The sequence below is a fragment of the Rhodopseudomonas julia genome (assembly GCF_030813515.1).
In the GTDB taxonomy this organism is placed as follows: domain Bacteria; phylum Pseudomonadota; class Alphaproteobacteria; order Rhizobiales; family Afifellaceae; genus Afifella; species Afifella julia.
In genome coordinates this window covers 148,485-161,364 of the sequence record NZ_JAUSUK010000002.1, presented here as the reverse complement: position 1 = coordinate 161,364, position 12,880 = coordinate 148,485, and the positions used below count along the sequence as shown (strand labels likewise).

Below are 12,880 nucleotides of genomic sequence, written 5' to 3'. Positions count from 1 at the left end.
CCGAGCCGACCGCCGATCGATCATGGAAGCTCGTCAGAAGACGAGCGGCTTCACCTGCTGCACGTTCTCGATCCGGTTGATCGCCTCCATCAGCTCCGGCGAAATCGCGTGGTCGACAGAGACGAGGGCAATCGCGTTGCCACCCTCGAAGTCGCGGCCAAACTGCATGCGGGCGATGTTGATGCCGTTCTCTCCGAGAAGCGAACCGATCCGGCCGATGAAGCCCGGCTTGTCGTTGTTGGTGATGTAGAGCATCCGCTCCGACAGCTCCGCCTCCATATTGATGCCCTTGATCTGGATGATGCGGGGCTTCCCGTCGGCGAAGACGGTACCGGCGACGGAGCGCTCTTGTTTGTCGGTCACGACGGTGAGGCGGATATAGGTCTCGTAGGCGCCGTGCTGCTCGCGCCGCGTCTCTTCCACCTGGATGCCGCGCTCCTTGGCGGCGGCCGGCGCGGAGACCATGTTGACGGTCTGCAGGAGCGGCTGCAGGAAGCCCGTCAGCGCCGCCGAGGTCAGCGCCTTGGTGTTCATCCCAGCGACGGTGCCTTCATATTCGATGCGGATCCGGCGCACGCCCGTTTCTGTCAGCTGACCGGCGAAAGAGCCGAGCTGCTCGGCAAGCTTGACGAAGGGCGTGAGCCGCGGCGCCTCTTCAGCCGAAATCGACGGCATGTTGAGAGCATTCGTCACCGCGCCGGTCGTCAGGTAATCGGCCATCTGCTCGGCGACTTGCAGCGCCACATTCTCCTGCGCCTCCATTGTGGAAGCTCCAAGATGCGGCGTGCACACGACGTTGGGTGCGCCGAAGAGGACGTTTTCCTTCGCCGGCTCCTGGGCGAACACGTCGACGCCGGCCGCCGCGACCTTGCCGCTGTCCAGCGCATCGCGCAGTGCCTGCTCGTCGATCAGCCCGCCGCGCGCGCAATTGATGATGCGTACACCGTCGCGCATCTTGGCAATCGCCTCGGCACTGATGACGTTGCGCGTCCGGTCGGTGAGCGGCGTATGCAGGGTGATGAAATCGGCACGCCGGAAAAGCTCGTCGAGTTCGACCTTTTCCACGCCGAGATCGGCCGCCCGATCTTCCGACAGGAACGGATCGTAGGCCACGACACGCATGGAAAGCCCGAGCGCGCGTCGTGCCACGACGGAGCCGATATTGCCGCAGCCGATGATGCCGAGCGTCTTGCCGGTGATCTCGACGCCCATGAATTTCGACTTCTCCCATTTGCCGGCCTGGGTCGAGGCGTCGGCCTTCGGGATCTGCCGGGCGCAGGCGAACATCATGGCGATCGCATGCTCGGCCGTGGTGATGGAATTGCCGAAAGGCGTGTTCATCACGATGATGCCCTTGGCGGTCGCCGCCGGGATGTCGACATTGTCGACACCGATGCCGGCGCGTCCGATGACCCGCAGCTTGTTGGCGGCGGCGATCACCTTGTCGGTCACCTTCGTGGCGGAGCGAATGGCGAGACCGTCATATTCGCCGATGGCGGCGATAAGAGCATCCTTGTCCTTGCCGAGGGCGGGTTGAAAATCGACCTCTACCCCGCGGTCGCGGAAGATGGCGACGGCGGTTTCGGAAAGGGCATCGGAAATGAGTACGCGGGGTTTGCTCATGGCGAAAATCCTCGTCGAGGCCTGCAGCGGTGGTTATTTCGCCACGCCGGAAGGCCGGTAAATTCGTGAAACATCGGGGAAGCGCCCGCGGGCGCTTGTCCCGCAGGCGAAGAAAGGTTCAGGCGGCTTTCTTGAGCGCGCTCTTTTCCGTCGCGAAGGCCCAATCGAGCCAGGGCGTCAGCTTTTCCAGATCGGCCTTTTCGACCGTGCCGCCGCACCAGATTCTGAGGCCGGCCGGCGCATCGCGATAGGCGCCGATGTCGAAGGCGACGCCTTCCTTGTCGAGACGGGCAGTGAGCGCCTTGGCAAAGGCTGCCTGCTCGGCCTCGGAGAGCGCCTTCACCTCGTCGTCGACGATGACGAGACAGACGGAGGTGTTGGAGCGGATCGCCGGCTCATGCGCCAGGAAATCGACCCAGGGGGTCTTGGCCACCCAGTCGGAGATGACGGCGAAATTTGCGTTGGCACGCGAGACGAGGCCGTTGAGGCCACCGACGGAACGGGCCCAGGCGAGCCCGTCGAGATAATCTTCCACGGCAAGCATCGAGGGCGTGTTGATCGTCGCACCCTCAAAAATCTCGGCGTTGAGCTTGCCGCCCTTCACCATGCGGAAGATCTTTGGCATCGGCCAGGCGGGCGTATAGCTCTCGAGCCGCTCCACCGCGCGCGGCGACAGGATCAGCATGCCGTGCTGCGCCTCGCCGCCCAGAACCTTCTGCCAGGAGAAGGTGACCACATCGAGCTTGTCGAACGGCAGCTTCTGCGCAAAGGCGGCGGAGGTGGCGTCGCAGATCGTCAGCCCCTCGCGGTCGGCCGGGATCCATTCGCCATCGGGCACGCGCACACCAGACGTCGTGCCGTTCCAGGTGAAGACCACGTCACGCGCGAAATCGACCTCGCCGAGGTCGACGAGCGCGCCATACTCGGCCTTGAGCGTGCGCGTATCTTCAAGCTTCAGCTGCTTGACGACGTCCGTCACCCAGCCGGAGCCGAAGCTCTCCCAGGCAAGAACGTCGACGCCACGCGCACCCAGCATCGACCACAGCGCCATTTCCACGGCGCCGGTATCGGAGGCCGGCACGATGCCGATCTTATAGTCGGCGGGAACGCCGAGAATTTCGCGGGTTTCTTCGATCGCCTGCTTCAACTTGGCCTTGCCGCCCTTGGAGCGGTGCGAACGGCCGAGGAAGGCGTCGGAAAGTGCATCAAGCGTCCAACCGGGGCGCTTGGCAGTCGGGCCAGAAGAAAAGCGGGGATTGGCCGGGCGCTCTGCCGGCTGCGAGATCATTGTCATGTCAGTCTACCCTTTCAGATAGGCGCTCCGCGTTGGGGCGGAGTGTCCCGCCGCCGCCTTTACAGAAATGGGTACCCCAACGCAACCGACTTATTGTGGGCAGACGGAGACCAGCTATGCCTGTTGCGCGCTTGCCTCAATATTGAGAATGAGTTTTCAAAAGACGGTCGTCGGGGAAGCGTCGATCTCACCATGTCGAGGTGGCAGAGACGCGGGTTGGGGAAGACGAGATGTCGAGCGGCGTGACGCTCCTGCTTTATTCGGCCGCCGCATTGGCATGCGGCGCCGCAGTGGCGGAACTGCATGATCCGGTAAGCTGGAAATGGCGCACGCCGCCCCTCACCGAGCGGCTCATCGCGCTTGTCCTGATCGTCGTATTTCTAGTTCTTTTGGCGAGCCTTCTGGCAAAACTGGCACTCGCCTTCGGCCTTTTGGGACTTCTCGCCCCTGCCATCGTCTTTTTCGCGATTTCGCCTCTGGTCGCGCTGCAAATGCCGCTTCACGCAATCGAGACGTGGTCGATCGTGCGGGCTTGTTCAGCCGTCGCCGGCCTGTCGACGCTGGCGGCATGGCGCCTCGCGGCGTTCCTGTCCCCGAGCCGCCTGCCGCCCTCCCCGGGCTGAAGATGGCCTGCGCATCACGGCCTCTACCGTGCGGGATGAAAAACGGGCTCAGAACGCGAAACGGGCCGGCAAAGCCGACCCGTTCCTGGAGCAGAGCCAGAGAGAGGCTCAGTACTTAACGACCGCAGGCTCGCCGTAATACAGGTCGGGTTCCGCGGCCGGCCCCCCGAACGTGTAGCGCACGCCGAGCTTCACATCGTGCGAATCGATGTCCTTGAACTTGATCGGGTTCACATTCTCGTTGTTGCCGTCGTAACCGACCATGTCGCCGGATTCCGCGTCACCGAGGTTGACGTAGCGATAGCCGAGATCGAGCGCGAGATTGGGTGTCACCTGATAGGCGACACCGGCATGCAGCGCCCAGGCGAGGTTCCACTCGCTGTGATCCCCGCCATAGGAGGCGTAAGCGTTCGGGGTGTTGATATCGCGCATGCCGCTGATCGTGTTGCGCGACGCGCCGATGCCCGCGCCGACATAGGGCGAGAAGCCGTGCCAGCTGCCGAGATCGACATAGGCGTTCGCCAGGAACAGCCATTCCGACTTCATCGCCTCATATTCGTTCGAACCGATGAAAGCCGGATCGGCGCCGACATAGGTGTCGAAAGCGGAGAAGCTCGTCTTGCCACGATATTCGCCGGTCAGGTCGACACGGGCCCAGGGATTGATCTGATAGCCGATACCGATGCCAGCGAAGCCGCCACTGTCGAATTCCGGATCGTTGACGAAGCTGACGGTATCGCCATTCGCCACCGCCTGATCGATGAGGCTGCTCGTGATCTTGTCGACCTGCTGATTGGTGATGCCGATGTCACCACGCAAATACCAGCCGCTGAAGGAAGGCGCGGCCGGCGGCAGCGGTTCCGGCTCGACGATAGGAGGAAGCGGTAGATCGGCGGCAAAGGCTGCCGGTGCCGTGGTCAAGGCCGTCACGCTGGCAGCAAGCGCGAGAGTGGCGCGTTTCAACATAGTGGTCCTCGTCTTTTGCGGCGCATCCGGCAGCCCGAAATCACCCACTGATGCTGACAAGGTTTAGCCACGATCACTTAAGAAGGGCTTAACTATGAAGCTTAACCACACCTCTAAACCTTAACAAAAGACTACCGAGAGCAATGAGATCAGCAACGTTTTGGAGCCGCCCCACCGCGCCAGGGCCATCCGCACCGAAGGCCGGACGGGCGTGGCTTTCTTTAGAATAGATCCAGAACATAGTATTTGATTTTGCGCCGGCCTTCTGGTTCGTTCGCAAAGTCGCGGCACCCGTCGCAACGTCCTTTGATGTCAGGGCCTTGAACCCTTTCGATTGGAGGAAATGAATGAGATTTTTCTGCGCGACCGCAGCGGATCAGGCGCATCCGCCCCTCCTTCACGCGGACGGTTCGGCCCAGGGCCCGGAACCGAGGCGTGCGTCGCATCTCCAAGCTTCAAATCCAAATCTTCGAGAGCGGGAATAGCCATGCACGAATGTCCTTTCGCCGGGGCCTGCGGCTATCTCAAGCGTCCTCCGGAAGCTCTCGTGGTCAACGGCTTCAGGCTGTGGGTCGCGGGCTATCAGACGGGCGACATCGAGCATTGGAGCGAGGCCTGGACCCTCTTCTCCGAGAAATTCGGTCACGGCCCGGCACGCCATTCCGTCACCCAGCTGGCCCATTGGGTGCGCTCCGTCTTTCTGTGGCGAACGGATCCGATCCAGTGCTTCAGCTCCGGCTGCCCCCACATCTGTCGCGACGAATGCCTGGCCGTGGCAATGATCGCCGCCTGTCAGCATCGAGACGGCTCCTGCCTCGATTATTGTCTGGAGCGCTTTTGCGGCTTTGCCGATCATCGCGAACCGTTGGAAGCGGCGCTCGGCTTCGCGTCGGCGCTCGAGTCACATGGCCAGCGACTGATGTCGGTCCCCTGCGAAGTGGTCCGGGGCCTGATCGAGCCGCCGGAATCTGAGCGACAGATCACCCGCACCTACCATTGAGCCTTTTCGGAAGGCGAGCGAACAGAGCTCCAAATGTTGATTCGAATTCTGGCTGCCACTGCGCTGACGTTGGCGTCGGTCGCGGGCTATGCCCACGCGAGTTTCAATCATCTCCCCCTGCCGACCGTGATCAGCATCGATGCCTGGATCAAAAGCACCGAGGCGCCGGCGTGCCGCGCATCGAGCGGGCCGGACAGCGTGGCCGCCTGCCGGCAAAAGAGCGCCACTCACGAGCCAGCCACTCACAGATGACAGCGACTTCTAGGGCTCAGACGAGCTCGGTCCCGATGCCCTCGGGATCCTGAGCGCCGCTGGCCTGCGTGCCGGGGTCTTGCGCCAGATCTCCTTCCGCCCGCAGCCTCGAGCTTTCCCCATGACGCCTTCGCTTCACCCGATAAAGCGAGCGATCGGCGGCCGCGAACAATTCTTCGAACGTCCGTCCTTCATCGGGCGATGTCGCGTGGCCGATGCTGATCGTCACGGGTCGGCCGAGCGGGGGCAATTGCAACGCCGCCACCCGCCGCATCAGCCGGTCGCCGAGCGAGGTCGCCTCCCAGCGGTCGAGATCGTTGCAACAGATGACGAACTCGTCTCCCCCATAACGCACCAGGACGTCATCCTTGCGCAGGACGCCCTGCATCGTCGCGGCCATCTCTTTGAGAACGAGATCCCCGCACGCATGGCCGAAATCGTCATTGATCGCCTTGAATTCGTCGATGTCGACGATGAGCACGCTGAACGGCCTCCCGGCCTCCGGCGTGCAATTGAGCGTATCCTTGCCTTCGCCCGGCAACCGACTGCGATCAAAGACACCGGTCAGCTCGTCGCGCCCGACACGCTTCAGGAGATCCTCGTATTTTTCACGATAGGTGAGGACGTCGAAGATGTCGGAGATCCGCTTCTGCCGAGGCGCGACGAGCGGTGGGCGCTCGAGATAGCGCAGATAAATCCACGCAAGCACGCCGTAGATGCAGGCCGTCACCATCTTGGCGAGCCAGCCGCCGATCAGCACGTTCGTCGGCGCATCGAGAAGCGCCCAGAGCGCCGAATAGAAGCCGATCTGGTCGAAGGTGAGGATGGCCATGGCGCAGAGCGCGATGCGCAGACCAACGCTCTGCCGCATGATCCGACCGAGCCGCTCGTAAAGCAGGATGATGAGGATGCTGTCCACGAACAGAAGCACCGTTCCCCACACCATCAGCCAGCCCATGTCGTTCATGAAGCTGAAATCGGGCAACTGCCCCGTGGCCGGCGCGACGATGTGATGGCGCGCCAGGAAGACGAGAGCGACGGTCAGGAAATTGCCGATGAGAAGGCCGTAGATCGGCTGGCGAACGGTGGAGGCGTCTTCGCGGATATAAACGAGGAGAAGGAGGACGAGCTTGCCGGCAAACAGGACCGTCGAACCCGGAGAAATTGCCGTCCCCTCCGCGAAGGGCACATAAAGGATCGCCGCGAGATAGGTCTCCAGGAAATGCATCGTGCCGAGGGCACAGAAGAAGATGCCGATCCCGAGCCGATGGCGCAGCCTGAAGAGACCGGCCATGACCGAAAAATAGACGGTCAGTTCCAGAACCAGCAGAAGAACATTCATCAAATCCATGAGGCGATCCCTCAATGGTGCCGTCCGCCCCTCGGGCCGGGCGCTTCACACCGAGACCAGAGGGGACGGCGGCTCGTCGACCCTTAGTGAGCCCATAAATCCGATGTGCGGGATCAAACCAAGTGAAAAACTTGATTAAAACATGAGCAATCTTGTCGGATTGTCCGCGTGTTCGCGCGCCGGCCGGCAGTTTTGTCAGACAATAAAAAAACGGCCGCAGCGCGAGCTGCGGCCGTCAGAACAAACGAAATCCATCGAACCTAGCCGAGCGATTTGACGATCGCTTCGGTCATTTTCTTGGCGTCGCCGAACAGCATCATCGTCTTGTCGAGGAAGAAGAGCTCGTTCTGAATGCCGGCATAGCCCGAGGACATGGAGCGTTTGACAAAGAGCACCGTGCCCGCCTTGTCGACGTCGAGGATCGGCATGCCGTAGATCGGCGATTGCGGATCGTCGCGCGCGGCCGGATTGGTGACGTCGTTGGCGCCGATGACATAGGCGACATCGGCCTGGCTGAACTCGGAGTTGATATCTTCGAGTTCGAAGACCTCATCATACGGCACATTCGCTTCGGCGAGCAGCACGTTCATATGGCCAGGCATACGACCAGCGACCGGATGGATGGCGTATTTCACTTCCACGCCTTCCTTTTTCAGAGCCGCCGCCATTTCGTGAAGCGCGTGCTGCGCCTGCGCCACCGCCATGCCGTAACCCGGCACGATGATGACCTTGGAGGCGTTCTTCATCAGGAAGGCCGCATCTTCCGCCGAGCCCTGCTTGACCGGACGATCGTCGGCACCGCCGCTCGCAGCCGTGGTCTCGCCGCCGAAACCGCCGAGGATGACGGAGATGAAGGAGCGGTTCATGCCCTTACACATGATGTAGGACAGGATCGCACCCGAGGAACCGACGAGGGCACCGGTGATGATGAGCGCGGTGTTGCCGAGCGTGAAGCCGATGCCGGCGGCCGCCCACCCCGAATAGGAGTTCAGCATCGACACGACGACGGGCATGTCCGCCCCGCCGATTGGGACGATGATCAAGACACCCAGCGCCAGGCTGACGATGGTGATCAGCCAGAAGGCCGTGTGGCTTTCCGTGGCGGCGAAGATGATGATGCACAGCAGCAGGAAGACGCCGAGGCCGATATTCACCTGATGGCGCATCGGCAGCATGATCGGCTTGCCGCTCATGCGTCCGTCGAGCTTCAAAAACGCAATGATCGAGCCGGTGAAGGTGATCGCGCCGATCGCCACGCCGAGCGACATCTCGATGAGGCTCGCCCCGTGGATCGATCCGGTATCGCCGATGCCGAAGGCCTGCGGCGCATAAAGCGCGGCGGCGGCCACCAGCACGGCGGCAAGGCCGACGAGCGAATGGAAGGCAGCGACGAGCTGCGGCATCGCCGTCATGGCGATGCGCTTGGCGATCACCGCGCCGACGCCGCCGCCGATGGCGATCGCCAGGATGATGAGACCCCAGGATCCGAAGCTGGCCGGGGGATGCCCGATCAGGGTGGTGAGCACGGCAATGACCATGCCGGCCATGCCGAACTGGTTGCCCTGGCGGCTGGTTTCCGGGTGTGAAAGACCGCGCAGTGCCAGAATGAAAAGGACACCCGCGATCAGATAAAGAAAGGCTGTGACGCTGGCAGACATCAGGCGCGCACTCCCTCACCGGCGGCGCCTGCCGCCCGAGCCTTGGAAAACTGGCTCATTTTACCGCTCTTTCCGCTTGTACATGGACAGCATGCGGTGTGTGACGAGAAAGCCGCCGAAAATATTGACGCTCGCCAGCATCACCGCGAAGAATCCGAACCAACGCGCCGTGCTCGACCCGGCCGCGACGAGATCTACGCCGACGGCGAGAAGCGCACCGACCACGATCACCGACGAGATCGCATTGGTCACGGACATGAGCGGCGTGTGCAGCGCCGGAGTCACGGACCAGACGACGTAATAGCCGACGAAAATCGCCAGCACGAAAATCGAGAAGCGGAAGACGAACGGGTCGATCATGCCGCCGCTCGCCGCATGCGCGAGCTGACCCACGGCCTCCCCGTCTCCCAGCGCATTGAGCGCCTGTGAGGCGGCTTCCCGCGCCGCCTCGGCGGCCGACTGTGCCTGTTCGACAGCCTGCCTTACTGTTTCTTCAGCCATCGGCTATCCCCTATTTCTCGTTCGGCGCGTTCACCGGCTCGCCACCGAACTGCGGGTGCACGACGGCCCCGCCATGGGTGAGCAGCGTCGCCGCCACGATCTGGTCTTCACGGTTGATGGAAAGCGCCTTCGTCTCCTTGTCGACCATCGGCTCGACGAAGGCATAGATGTTACGGGCAAGAAGCGCCGAAGCGGACGCTGCGATCTGCCCCGCCATATTGACGATGCCGATGAGCGTGACGTTGTCCTTGACGACCTGCTTGTCGGCTTCCACGCCCTCGACATTGCCGCCGCGTTCCACGGCGAGGTCGACGATGACGGAACCGTCCTTCATCGACTTCACCATCTCCGCATCGACGAGCTTCGGGGCCGGACGGCCCGGAATGAGCGCCGTGGTGATGACGATGTCCTGCTTGGCGATGTGCTCGCGCACCAGCTCGGCCTGCTTGGCACGATACTCCGCCGACATCTCCTTGGCGTAACCGCCGGCCGTTTCCGCCGCCTTGAACTCTTCGTCCTCGACCGCGATGAATTTGCCGCCCAAGGATTCCACCTGCTCCTTGGCGGCCGGGCGCACATCCGTCGCCGTGACCACGGCGCCGAGGCGCTTGGCGGTGGCGATCGCCTGTAGGCCGGCGACGCCAGCCCCCATGACGAAGACGCGGGCGGCCGGCACCGTGCCGGCAGCCGTCATCATCATCGGCAAGGCGCGCCCGTAAGTTTCCGCAGCCTCGATGACGGCGCGGTAGCCCGCAAGGTTCGCCTGCGAGGAGAGGACGTCCATCGACTGGGCGCGGGTGATGCGCGGAATAAGTTCGAGCGCAAAGCCTGAAAGCTTCGCGTCCGCCATCTTCTTCAGCGCCTCCTCATGGCCGTAAGGATCCATGAGGGCGACGACAGCCGCGCCTTGCGGAAAGCCGGAAAAATCTTCCGGACGGCGGACCGTGAGAACGACGTCGGCAGCTTGAAGCGCCGCCTGCCGGTTTTGCGCGATCTCCGCGCCTGCCTCGGCGAAGACCTCGTCGGCAAGCGAAGAGCCTGCCCCGGCCCCGCTCTCCACGACGACATCGGCGCCGAGGGTTTTGAACTTCTTGATCGATTCGGGAGTTGCCGCGACACGCGGCTCGTCGTCCCGCGGTTCCTTAAGAACTGCAATGCGCATAATGATTTAGCTCAGGCCACTGCGAAGAGGAAGAAGACGAAAGTAATCCCGAGGACGACCGCGGAGGGCCCCCATCTGCTCTGCCTGAACAGGCCGTAGAACAGCGTGCCAATCGTCAGCGCGAGCGCGATAGAGCCGAGCCATAGGGCACCCCCGAGGCCGAAAATAGCGACGATCAGGACGATCGTGACGACATGTATGATGCCCAAGATAAGCAGCGACAGAAATCTGTCGTACGTCTTCTCGTGGTGCTCGTAATCCATTGCGGAACCTGCCGACGCCATCACCTGTTCAGCCATGCGCTACTGCCCTTGCATAGATTGGCGGGATATATCGCCGGCCTTACCACGCCATCTTAGACAAGGGCAACGGCGGGTAAACCTCCAAATGCCGCAGGGGCCCCAAAGAGAGGCGAAAGAGAATGCGAAGACGGCGCCACTTGGGCGCCGTCGTAAGGAAGATCAGAGGTGATATCTCAGACGCGGTGCAGGGTGAAGGACGCCCCCGGCTGGCGGCAGGTCATGCTGCTCGAGCCTGCTAGCGTGCAGGTGGCCGCGCGCTGCTGCTTCGTGGCGATGGAGTACCAGCTGATCTCGACCGTCTGCGGACCGGCCATGTTGTAGCTGCCGGTGGCGAGCTGAGCGCCCGTCTTGGCGTCTTCGGTGGTCATGGCGCCGTTCGAGAAGGTCGAGACGAAGACCCGGTCGCTCGACATCCAGCGACCCTCGACAGGCGAGGAAATCTCTCGTCCCCCGATGCCTGTTTGACAGCCGGCGAGGAAGGCCGCGGAAAGAAGGACGGCAGCGGTAATGTAACGGGTATGCAAATTGAGCCTCCAGCAGTTCGTTGCTGCTTTAATGCCCTTGCCGCGAATTTGATCCCGCAGATTCCACGACAAGGTTCGCGGCTTGAAGCGCCGCCGCCTGGTTGCGGGCGACCGTGTCGACGGAAAATCCGTCGATTTCGTCGTTGAAGAGACGGTGAAAATTCATCTCCGCGCGCAGATGCAGGAAGACCCCGCCGAGACCGATCGCCGCACGATCCATAAATACGAATTCGCGCGGCACGGTGACCGGCCCCTTCTCCTTGAGCGCCATATGGACCCGGTAGGCTTCGCCCCGTCCGTACTGCGCCGGCGAGATGCCGTCGGCGATCGCCCGCGTCCGATCGTCGAGAAGCGGCCCATAGATGAAGCGCGCCCAGATGTTGAGGATATCGATGAGCTCGTTGGAAAGCCCGCGAAAGCCCCAGGTCTCGTAAGCGCTGACGATACGCTCGCGGTCGTCGCTCTGCAGCCCGCGATAGAGCTCGATCACGCCTTCCACGAAATGCGGCGGGAAGATGCGCACGCAGCCATAGTCGAGGAGATTGATGCCGGCGGGGCGCCCCTCCTCCTCAAAGACCGTGTAATTGCCGAGATGCGGATCGCCGTGGATGATCGCCTGATGGCTGAAAGGCTGCCACCACGCCTTGAACATGGAGGCGGCGAGATGATTGCGCTCCTCCAGTGAATGGTCACGGTAGTCGAGGAGCTTCTTACCCTCGAGCCAGGTCATGGTGAGAAGCCGGCGGGTGGAGAGCTCAGGCCGCAATTTCGGCACGCGCACCCGCGGCTCGTCGGCAAGGACCGCGTCGTAGAGAGCCATATGCTTGGCCTCGCGCTCGTAATCGAGCTCTTCGCGCACCCGCGCGGCGATCTCTTCGGCCATCTCGCGCGTATCGATCGCCGTATCCATCCGCCGGTGCAGCGAGAACAGAACGGAAAGCTGACCGAGATCGGCTTCGACCGCGCTCGCCATCTCCGGATATTGCAGTTTGCAGGCAAGCTTCGTCCCGTCGTGATCGACGGCACGGTGCACCTGGCCGAGCGAGGCGGCGGCGGCCGGCTGATGCTCGAACTCCTTGAAGCGGCTTTGCCAGCCCGCCCCGAGCTCCGCCGTCATGCGCCGCTTGACGAACGCCCAGCCCATCGGCGGCGCGTCGGACTGAAGCTGCGTGAGTTCGGCGGCATATTCCGGCGGCAGCACGTCGGGGATCGTGGCCATGAGCTGGGCCACCTTCATGATCGGACCTTTGAGCCCGCCCAGCGCCTGCGCCAGCTCCTGCGCGTTGCGGCTCGGATCGATCTCGCGACCCAATGCACGCGAACCAACCATGCGGGCCGCGATGCCACCCATTCCCGCACCCACACGCGCATATCGCGTCATACGGCCGGTAAAACGGTTGCGTTCATCGTCACGAGGCGGATCAACAGGCATCGAGATAACCTTCACGTCATACGGCAAGCGGGATCGTCGTATGCGCTAGATAGGGTGCCTGAGGCTGACCTTCATCCGCCAATCGCACATCGCCAGGCTGAAACTTCTCCGGCACAGCGACGAGAAAGTGCAGGCGCTCTTCGGCGGGCGGGCCGCCACGCCAAGGCTGCCCCGCAGAGGCACTCCGGAGCG

At 62.7% G+C, this 12,880-nt stretch carries 12 protein-coding genes; 2 read left to right on the top strand and 10 right to left on the bottom strand.

Translation table 11 applies throughout. From position 1 onward, the window contains the following. Positions 1 to 33: 33 nt before the first annotated feature. Together serA and J2R99_RS09910 are read right to left on the bottom strand one after the other, a co-directional pair. Complete coding sequence (gene serA / locus J2R99_RS09915; protein ID WP_307154329.1) at positions 34 to 1,623, bottom strand: phosphoglycerate dehydrogenase; 1,590 nt, start codon at positions 1,621 to 1,623, stop codon at positions 34 to 36. A gap of 118 nt (positions 1,624 to 1,741) precedes the next feature. Further along, positions 1,742 to 2,917 (bottom strand): phosphoserine transaminase, encoded by a 1,176-nt coding sequence (locus J2R99_RS09910; protein ID WP_307154328.1) that lies wholly within the window; start codon positions 2,915 to 2,917, stop codon positions 1,742 to 1,744. Between the two features lie 230 nt (positions 2,918 to 3,147). On the opposite strand from J2R99_RS09910, the gene J2R99_RS09905 reads away from it, so the two are divergent. Continuing rightward, positions 3,148 to 3,540: a hypothetical protein gene (locus tag J2R99_RS09905; RefSeq protein ID WP_307154327.1), complete on the top strand. Its 393-nt coding sequence runs from the start codon at positions 3,148 to 3,150 to the stop codon at positions 3,538 to 3,540. A 108-nt stretch (positions 3,541 to 3,648) separates the two neighbouring features. Here the strand turns inward: J2R99_RS09905 and J2R99_RS09900 are convergent, their stop codons facing one another. Next, complete coding sequence (locus J2R99_RS09900; protein ID WP_307154326.1) at positions 3,649 to 4,506, bottom strand: outer membrane protein; 858 nt, start codon at positions 4,504 to 4,506, stop codon at positions 3,649 to 3,651. A 487-nt stretch (positions 4,507 to 4,993) separates the two neighbouring features. Here J2R99_RS09900 and J2R99_RS09895 point away from each other — a divergent pair, with 487 nt between their 5' ends. Then, on the top strand, positions 4,994 to 5,506 hold the full coding sequence (locus tag J2R99_RS09895; RefSeq protein ID WP_307154325.1) for a hypothetical protein: 513 nt from the start codon (positions 4,994 to 4,996) through the stop codon (positions 5,504 to 5,506). A gap of 268 nt (positions 5,507 to 5,774) precedes the next feature. Here the strand turns inward: J2R99_RS09895 and J2R99_RS09890 are convergent, their stop codons facing one another. The 7 genes from J2R99_RS09890 to J2R99_RS09860 all read right to left on the bottom strand — a co-directional run bounded on the left by J2R99_RS09890 (position 5,775) and on the right by J2R99_RS09860 (position 12,688). Then, entirely contained in the window at positions 5,775 to 7,109 is a 1,335-nt protein-coding gene (locus J2R99_RS09890; protein ID WP_307154324.1) for a GGDEF domain-containing protein, read from the bottom strand. A gap of 260 nt (positions 7,110 to 7,369) precedes the next feature. After that, the gene (locus tag J2R99_RS09885; protein ID WP_307154323.1) at positions 7,370 to 8,767 is read right to left on the bottom strand and encodes an NAD(P)(+) transhydrogenase (Re/Si-specific) subunit beta; all 1,398 of its coding nucleotides are present in this window, start codon (positions 8,765 to 8,767) and stop codon (positions 7,370 to 7,372) included. 60 nt (positions 8,768 to 8,827) lie between these two features. Beyond that, positions 8,828 to 9,268 carry an NAD(P) transhydrogenase subunit alpha part 2 gene (locus J2R99_RS09880; protein WP_307154322.1) on the bottom strand — a complete coding sequence of 147 codons (441 nt, stop codon included), beginning with the start codon at positions 9,266 to 9,268 and terminating at the stop codon, positions 8,828 to 8,830. Positions 9,269 to 9,278: 10 nt separating this feature from the next. Beyond that, the gene (locus tag J2R99_RS09875; RefSeq protein WP_307154321.1) at positions 9,279 to 10,430 is read right to left on the bottom strand and encodes a Re/Si-specific NAD(P)(+) transhydrogenase subunit alpha; all 1,152 of its coding nucleotides are present in this window, start codon (positions 10,428 to 10,430) and stop codon (positions 9,279 to 9,281) included. Between the two features lie 11 nt (positions 10,431 to 10,441). Beyond that, positions 10,442 to 10,729: an aa3-type cytochrome c oxidase subunit IV gene (locus tag J2R99_RS09870; RefSeq protein WP_307154320.1), complete on the bottom strand. Its 288-nt coding sequence runs from the start codon at positions 10,727 to 10,729 to the stop codon at positions 10,442 to 10,444. 176 nt (positions 10,730 to 10,905) lie between these two features. Continuing rightward, positions 10,906 to 11,256, bottom strand: coding sequence for an Omp10 family outer membrane lipoprotein (locus tag J2R99_RS09865; protein WP_092815666.1), 351 nt, complete (start codon positions 11,254 to 11,256; stop codon positions 10,906 to 10,908). 28 nt (positions 11,257 to 11,284) lie between these two features. Continuing rightward, a complete protein-coding gene (locus tag J2R99_RS09860) occupies positions 11,285 to 12,688 on the bottom strand; it encodes an ABC1 kinase family protein (RefSeq protein ID WP_307154319.1) in 1,404 nt (467 codons plus the stop codon). Positions 12,689 to 12,880: the final 192 nt, after the last annotated feature.

Bases quoted from the DNA above. Each gene is read 5' to 3' on its own strand.
- J2R99_RS09870 (WP_307154320.1), bottom strand. From the start codon at position 10,729: ATGGCTGAACAGGTGATGGCGTCGGCAGGTTCCGCAATGGATTACGAG.
- J2R99_RS09905 (WP_307154327.1), top strand. From the start codon at position 3,148: ATGTCGAGCGGCGTGACGCTCCTGCTTTATTCGGCCGCCGCATTGGCA.
- J2R99_RS09910 (WP_307154328.1), bottom strand. From the start codon at position 2,917: ATGACAATGATCTCGCAGCCGGCAGAGCGCCCGGCCAATCCCCGCTTT.
- J2R99_RS09895 (WP_307154325.1), top strand. From the start codon at position 4,994: ATGCACGAATGTCCTTTCGCCGGGGCCTGCGGCTATCTCAAGCGTCCT.
- J2R99_RS09890 (WP_307154324.1), bottom strand. From the start codon at position 7,109: ATGGATTTGATGAATGTTCTTCTGCTGGTTCTGGAACTGACCGTCTAT.
- serA (WP_307154329.1), bottom strand. From the start codon at position 1,623: ATGAGCAAACCCCGCGTACTCATTTCCGATGCCCTTTCCGAAACCGCC.
- J2R99_RS09900 (WP_307154326.1), bottom strand. From the start codon at position 4,506: ATGTTGAAACGCGCCACTCTCGCGCTTGCTGCCAGCGTGACGGCCTTG.
- J2R99_RS09880 (WP_307154322.1), bottom strand. From the start codon at position 9,268: ATGGCTGAAGAAACAGTAAGGCAGGCTGTCGAACAGGCACAGTCGGCC.
- J2R99_RS09860 (WP_307154319.1), bottom strand. From the start codon at position 12,688: ATGCCTGTTGATCCGCCTCGTGACGATGAACGCAACCGTTTTACCGGC.
- J2R99_RS09885 (WP_307154323.1), bottom strand. From the start codon at position 8,767: ATGTCTGCCAGCGTCACAGCCTTTCTTTATCTGATCGCGGGTGTCCTT.
- J2R99_RS09875 (WP_307154321.1), bottom strand. From the start codon at position 10,430: ATGCGCATTGCAGTTCTTAAGGAACCGCGGGACGACGAGCCGCGTGTC.